We start from the raw sequence: 6173 nt of genomic DNA, 5'->3' as shown, positions 1-6173 counted from the left end.
GGGCCGCATCACGCAGGAAGACGTCCAGGGCTTCACCAAGGCCGTGATGAGCGGCCAGGCCAGCACCAAGGCATCGGCCGCCAAGGCGCCGGCTGGCGGCGGCAGCGCGGATGGCGCTGCACTGGGCCTCATTCCCTGGCCCAAGGTCGACTTCACGAAGTTCGGCGCGGTCGAGCGCAAGGACCTGTCTCGCATCAAGAAGCTCAGCGGCGCCAACCTGCACCGCAACTGGGTGATGATTCCGCACGTCACCAACAACGACGAGGCCGACATCACCGAGCTCGAGGCCTTCCGCGTCTCCACCAACAAGGAGAACGAGAAGTCGGGCATCAAGGTCACGATGCTGGCCTTCGTGATCAAGGCGGTGGTGGCGGCGCTGAAGAAATTCCCCGACTTCAACGCCAGCCTCGATGGCGACCAGCTGGTCTACAAGCAGTACTTCCACATCGGCTTTGCGGCCGACACGCCCAACGGKCTCGTKGTGCCGGTCATCCGCGACGCTGACCAAAAGGGCATCGTCCAGATCTCGCAAGAGATGGGCGACCTGGCCAAGAAGGCGCGCGACGGCAAGCTCGGCCCTGCCGACATGACCGGCGGCTGCTTCTCCATCAGCTCCCTGGGCGGCATTGGCGGGCGTTACTTCACGCCCATCATCAACGCCCCCGAAGTCGCCATCATGGGCGTGTGCAAGAGCAGCATCGAACCGAAGTGGGACGGCAAGCAGTTCGCACCGCGCCTCATGTTGCCCCTGTCGCTCAGCTGGGATCACCGCGTGATCGACGGCGCCGCTGCTGCACGCTTTAACGTGTACTTTGCCTCGCTGCTGGCGGACTTCCGCCGCATCGTGATGTAACGAAAGGGCAAGACACACCATGGCAATCATCGACATCAAGGTGCCCGACATCGGCGACTTCGCCGAAGTGGCCATCATCGAAGTGCTGGTCAAACCCGGCGACACCATCAAGGCCGAGCAGAGCCTGATCACCGTGGAGTCCGACAAGGCCTCCATGGAGATCCCGTCCAGCCATGCTGGGGTTGTGAAGGAGCTGAAAGTGAAGCTGGGCGACAAGATCGCCGAAGGCTCGGTGGTGCTGACGCTGGAAGTGCAGGGCGCAGGCGCAGCCGCTCCAGCGCCTGCCGCATCTCCAGCGCCTGCAGTTTCAGAGCAGAAACCGGCTGAAGCGCAGGTAAATAATGCGCCGGCAGCTATCAATCCAGTAGCATCCAGCTTTGCTGGCTCCGCTGATCTGGACTGCGACGTGCTCGTGCTCGGCGSCGGYCCCGGCGGCTACWSSGCSGCCTTCCGYGCGGCCGACCTGGGCCTCAAGGTCGTSMTSRTCGARCGCTACGCCACCCTGGGCGGCGTGTGCCTGAACGTGGGCTGCATCCCCTCCAAGGCGCTGTTGCACGTTGCGGCCGTCATGGACGAAGTCAGCCACATGGCCGACTTGGGTGTGGACTTTGGCGCGCCCACCGTCAACATCGACAAGCTGCGTGGCCACAAAGAGAAAGTCATCGGCAAGCTCACCGGCGGCCTGGCCGCCATGGCCAAGATGCGCAAGGTGACCACCGTGCGTGGCTACGGTGCCTTTGTCGGTGCCAACCACCTCGAAGTGGAAGAAACCACCGGCACCGCGCAGGAGAAGACGGGCACCAAGAAAGTCATCGCTTTCAAGAAGGCCATCATCGCCGCTGGTAGCCAAGCCGTGCGCCTGCCCTTCATGCCCGATGATCCACGCGTGGTCGACTCCACCGGCGCCCTGGCGTTGAAGGAAGTGCCCAAGCGCATGCTCATTCTGGGCGGGGGCATCATCGGCCTCGAAATGGGCACCGTGTACAGCACGCTGGGCGCGCGCMTCGAYGTGGTCGARATGMTSGACGGCCTSATGCAGGGYGCCGACCGCGACCTCGTSAAGRTCTGGCAGAAGATGAACGCSMMGCGYTTYGACAAYATCATGCTCAAGACCAAGACGGTGGGYGCCRAGGCCACACCCGAAGGCATCGAGGTGACGTTTGCCGCGGCGGAAGAGGGCGGCACTGCCCCGGCACCCCAGGTGTACGACCTCGTGCTGCAGGCCGTGGGCCGCASKCCCAACGGCAAGAAGATCGCYGCCGAMAAGGCCGGCGTGGCCGTGACGGACCGTGGCTTCATCAACGTCGACATCCAGATGCGCACCAACGTGCCGCACATCTTCGCCATCGGCGACATCGTGGGCCAGCCCATGCTGGCGCACAAGGCGGTGCATGAAGCGCACGTGGCGGCTGAAGTCATCGCCGGTGAACTGCAAGGCAACAAGGAGCTGGCCGCGGCCGCCTTCAACGCCCGCGTGATCCCGAGCGTTGCCTACACCGACCCCGAAGTGGCTTGGGTGGGCCTGACCGAAGACCAGGCCAAGGCCSARGGCATCAAGGTCAAGAAGGGCCTGTTCCCSTGGRCSGCMTCSGGCCGCGCCATCGCCAACGGCCGCGACGARGGCGTSACCAAGCTGCTGTTCGACGACTCGCCCGAAGCCCATGGCCACGGCAAGATCCTGGGSGGCGGCATGGTCGGCACCCATGCSGGCGACATGATYGGSGAGATTGCSCTGGCCATCGAGATGGGAGCCGACGCGGTGGACATCGGCAAGACCATCCACCCGCACCCCACGCTGGGCGAAAGCATCGGCATGGCGGCGGAGATTGCCCACGGGTCTTGCACGGACGTGCCACCACAGAAGAAGTGATCCGATGATTCGCTGAGAACGCTGCCGGTTCGGTCGCTGGCCGCGCAAGCCCAGAGGGGGTTGCGCGGCCTTTTCATTTTCTGGCGTGCATGCGGGCAAGCACGAGCCCACAGTGGCTGCGTGCTCTGGAGTGGTTGCGCTAAGTCTGCACAGGGTCTGCATGGGCATCTTAGAGCCTGTGACTTTTTGTTACTGTGGGCATCAAGTTTGCTAAGGGGTCACTACGAATCACTCTTTTGGTGAGACCCTGCATGAAACAAAATGCCTCGTTAGGTTCACATTTCTTCGTCTGGGGCCTTGTCTGCGCGTCCAGCTTTGTGGTGCTGGCTGCCAGCGCCTGGAGCTTGCACAGTGATCTGCAAGTTGCTCCCAGCGCGTCTGATGCCGCCTGGCAACGCTTGATGTGGCTTCTGTTGGCTGCGGCGGTGCTTGTCGGCGTCGCCTTGGTTCGTCTCCATCGGTCCGTAGCTCGCCAGTTGGGTGGCAGTCCCGACGCGTTGAACGAACACATCGCCCATTTGAGCGCCGGCCAATTAATGGCCTCCACCGCAACGCAGAGAACCGAATCCAGCAGTGCCCTAGCGGCAATTCATGCGCTGCGCGACTCGCTGGCTGAAAAAATCGGGCTATTACGGCAAGAGGCCGAAACGGTGGCTGTGGAATCGGTCACTTTTTCGTCCAATAACCTGGATCTGGCCACCAATATGTCGCAGCAGACCGAGTTGCTGCAGCAAAGCAGATCCCACATTGGTAGCCTGATCGACACAGTCAAACAAGCGGGCAGCAGGACCGCAGACTCTCAAAAGTCGGTGCGTTTCGCCTCCGATATTGCGACCCGAGGTAATGAGGTGGTCAGCAAGATGACCAACACCATGGATGCCCTGAGTGAATCCTCGGGAAAGATCGAGGAGATCATTGGTGTCATTGATGGCATTGCATTCCAGACCAACATCCTGGCGCTCAATGCAGCGGTGGAGGCTGCACGCGCGGGCGAACAGGGCAAGGGTTTCGCGGTGGTGGCTTCAGAGGTGCGCACGCTGGCCCAGCGCTCCGCGAGTGCGGCGAAGGAGATCAAGACCCTGATTGCGGGCTCTGTGGAGAAGATTGCGCAGTCTGCCAAGCTGGCCGACCAGGTGGCGAACTCCATGGACGAGATCAACGCCAGCTCGCAGCAAGTCACCCAGATCATGGAAGAGATAGCTGCGGTCACCCAGCAGCAGGAGCGCGATATTTCCCAACTGAGCGGCTCGCTGGACCACCTGGATGTCGTGACCGAACGTTATGCCGAGCTCCTGCACGATGCCAGCGTGCATGCGGAAACCCTGCAGACCCGGGCTGCCGGGCTGCGCTACGCGGCAGCTGCATTCCGCGTGGCCGGCCTTCCTCCGGCCAATGCGCTGCCAGAGCTGCCCATCGCACGGGCCAGCGAGCGGCAAGTAGCCCGTCCCGCAGCGGCACTGCGCATTCGGCAAGAGTCCAAGGAATTGGCTGGGCAGCTCTCGCGCGGCGTGCAGCTCATCGTCGGCACGGCGCACGAACCCCCGCTGAACTACACCGATGCCGCCAACAAGCAGGACGCGAGCGGTGCGGATGTCAAAGGTTTTTCCCCTGATGTAGTGCGCGAGATTCTGGCTCGCACCGGGCATCAGGCACAGGTGCGCATCACCTCCTGGGAGCGCAGTTACGCCGCGCTGCAGACCGAGCCCAATGCCGTACTGTTCACCATGGCGCGCACACCCAGCCGCGAAAACCAGTTCCACTGGGTCGGCCCGCTGGTTCACAGCAACGCTGTGCTGTTTGTCAAGAAGGGGAGCGGCGTCACCGTCAAGAGCTTGTACGAGGCGCGCAAGCTCCCCAGCATCGCGGTCATCAAGGGGGATTCCAAAGAGGAGTTCCTCAGGGGCAAGGATTTTCGCAACCTGGACTACTCGCCAGACTGGGCTACCGCATTCCGCAAGCTGCTCGAAGGCAAGGTCTCCGCATTGGTCATGACCGACATGGATCTGCCCACCACCGCTCGCGATGCAGGTCTGGACCCGGCCGACTTCGAGCCGGTCTACGAACTCTTTGTGAATCGCCTGTACATAGGCATGTCCAAACGCACAGACCAGGCTGTGGTGCGCAGCTGGCAAGACGCGCTGGACGCCATGAAGCGTGATGGCACCTTCCTCCGTCTGGCAGAACAGTGGTCAAGACATTGGGGCGCCCAATGGGTGGTGCGCGACGGAGCGGTGCAAGCGCAGTGAGTCGCCCCGGCTTCACTTGACGCCTTCGATCGAACTGGCGGTACAGCAGCGGCGCTGGCCGCATGGGAGCCCGGTGGCTTGGCTTTGCGAGGGAACGAGGGCGTGGTGTGACCCTGGGCCGGCGGCCGACGATCGGGCGCACTTCCAATATGGGCGAAAATAGGGGGGTTTCCGTCGTCAGTCCCCGCCGGTCATCGGTTCGGCCCGGCCTGTTTTTTCACTGCTCCTTTTTGCTTGTCCATGCAAGACGTAACTTCCTCCAAGATCTCTGTCGAGAAGATCGGCGGCACTTCCATGACCGCCTTTGGCGATGTGCTGCGCCACATCGTGCTGCACGACCCCAAGCGCATTAACGGCCGGATCTACGTGGTGTCCGCCTATTCGGGTGTGACGAACCAGCTGCTGGAGCACAAGAAGACGGGCGAGCGCGGCATCTATGCCCTGTTTGCCGAAGGCAAGGGTTACCAAGATGCGTTGACCCAACTGGCGGTCAGCCTCAAAAAGCTGAACGCCGGCTACGCTGACCTGGGGTTGCCGCTGGATGTGGCCGATGCCTTCATCGACCAGCGCATTGGCCAGGCGCGTGAATATCTGAACGCCATGCAGCACGTGCTGGCCAGCGGCTATCTCAGCCGCAAGGATGTGTTGCTCGCGGCGCGCGAAGTGCTGGCCTCGATTGGCGAGTCGCACAGCGCGTTCAACTCGGTCGAAATCCTCAAGGCCAATGGCGTGAATGCCATGCTGATGGACCTGGCCGGTTTTGACGACAACGAAGCCTGGACGATTGACGAGCGCATTGCCAACAGCTTTAAGGGCATCGACCTGAGCGACAAGGTGGTGGTGGCCACCGGCTACACCAAGGGCACCGAAGGCATCATGCGCGAGTTTGACCGGGGCTACTCCGAGGTCACTTTCAGCAAGATCGCCGTGGAAGTGCGCCCCGCAGAGGCCGTGATCCACAAGGAATTCCACCTGTCTTCTGCCGACCCCAACCTCGTGGGCCTGGAAAACGCCATCGTGGTGGGCGCCACCAACTACGACGTGGCCGACCAGCTGGCCGATGTGGGCATGGAAGCCATCCACCCCAAGGCCGCCAAGCCCATGGAGCTGGCCGGCATCCCGATCCGCCTGAAAAACACCTTTGAGCCCGACCACCCCGGCACGCTGATCACCAAGGACTTCGTGGGTGAGCGCGCGCGTGTGG

At 62.6% G+C, this 6173-nt stretch carries 4 protein-coding genes and 1 pseudogene; all 5 read left to right on the top strand.

The window, feature by feature from the left end; genetic code table 11:
- Positions 1-853, top strand: an 853-nt coding sequence (locus AC04MI_RS22570; protein ID WP_476498756.1) for a 2-oxo acid dehydrogenase subunit E2, incomplete at its 5' end; no start/stop codon positions are given.
- Between the two features lie 19 nt (positions 854-872).
- Complete coding sequence (gene lpdA / locus AC04MI_RS22565) at positions 873-2723, top strand: dihydrolipoyl dehydrogenase (protein ID WP_476498755.1); 1851 nt, start codon at positions 873-875, stop codon at positions 2721-2723.
- Positions 2724-2974: 251 nt separating this feature from the next.
- A pseudogene (locus AC04MI_RS22560) lies at positions 2975-3934 on the top strand (methyl-accepting chemotaxis protein); the annotation flags it as partial.
- A complete protein-coding gene (locus tag AC04MI_RS22555; protein ID WP_476498757.1) occupies positions 3911-4969 on the top strand; it encodes a substrate-binding periplasmic protein in 1059 nt (352 codons plus the stop codon). The pseudogene AC04MI_RS22560 and the gene AC04MI_RS22555, both read left to right, overlap by 24 nt.
- A gap of 240 nt (positions 4970-5209) precedes the next feature.
- A partial coding sequence (locus AC04MI_RS22550) for an amino acid kinase family protein (protein WP_476498754.1) occupies positions 5210-6173 on the top strand: 964 nt, incomplete at its 3' end.

The sequence above is a fragment of the Acidovorax sp. LjRoot204 genome (assembly GCF_056175785.1).
The sequence above is the reverse complement of the archived record's forward strand: the minus strand, read 5'-3'. Positions and strand labels throughout refer to the sequence as shown.

Excerpts from the sequence above, each read along its gene's own strand:
- AC04MI_RS22555 (WP_476498757.1), top strand. The coding sequence starts at position 3,911 with ATGGAAGAGATAGCTGCGGTCACCCAGCAGCAGGAGCGCGATATTTCC.